The sequence below is a fragment of the Psychrobacter sp. AOP31-B2-9 genome (assembly GCF_052378005.1).
In the GTDB taxonomy this organism is placed as follows: domain Bacteria; phylum Pseudomonadota; class Gammaproteobacteria; order Pseudomonadales; family Moraxellaceae; genus Psychrobacter.
Genome location: NZ_JBQSXG010000311.1, coordinates 1 through 742 on the forward strand (window position 1 = coordinate 1; position 742 = coordinate 742).

Here is a 742-nt window from a genome sequence, read left to right on the forward strand (position 1 = left end):
ATTTACAACCTCTAACTCTAAATTAATGGAAGAGTTGATAGAGAATAATATCAATTTTGATGTGTCTGTTATGGAAGAGTGCGGCAAGACATCGGGTATCGAGTTGGTGTCACCAATGATAGTATCCAGCAAAAGAGTTCTTATTGGAGACTACAAGCAACTTCCAGCATTTTCAGAACAGGATGTCCAAAAAATTATTAAAAACCCTGGTAGGTTTGATATGGGCTTGGTTATAGAGCAGCTGTCAAATATAGGGTTTAGAAAAGGCGTCATTTTTGATCTTGATTTTAACTATGCTGACATAAACAAAACCTCTAAAGCTGAGCATTTTAGCAACCTTTCTAAATATTTCTCTTTATTCAAAAGTCTGTGTCAAAGTGCAGAAAGTATTAGGAGTCGAGGAAAAGAAAGTTTTGGTAGCATGATCGATACACAGCATAGAATGCACCCTCAGATTTCTCGGATTGTTTCTAACGCTGTATATGATGGTAAATTAAAAGATTATCCTAAAACCGCAGATTTCTATAATAGCGCATCCCCATTTATCTTTAAGGATTCTAAATTAGAAGGGTTGAATAAAGATAATGCAGTAATATGGGTCGATTTACCTGATAAAAATAGTGATGTTAGGATGCGTAGTCTTGAAAATAAGAACGTCAATAAACACGAAATCCGTATTATTAAAGAATTATTATCCAAAATACATACTTAGATTAACACATGAAGTGCAATACCAAATACA

At 34.0% G+C, this 742-nt stretch carries 1 protein-coding gene; it reads left to right on the forward strand.

The window, feature by feature from the left end:
- On the forward strand, window positions 1–712 hold a 712-nt coding region (locus ACT3SX_RS15380), incomplete at its 5' end, for an AAA domain-containing protein (RefSeq protein WP_444761854.1).
- Window positions 713–742 lie beyond the last annotated feature (30 nt).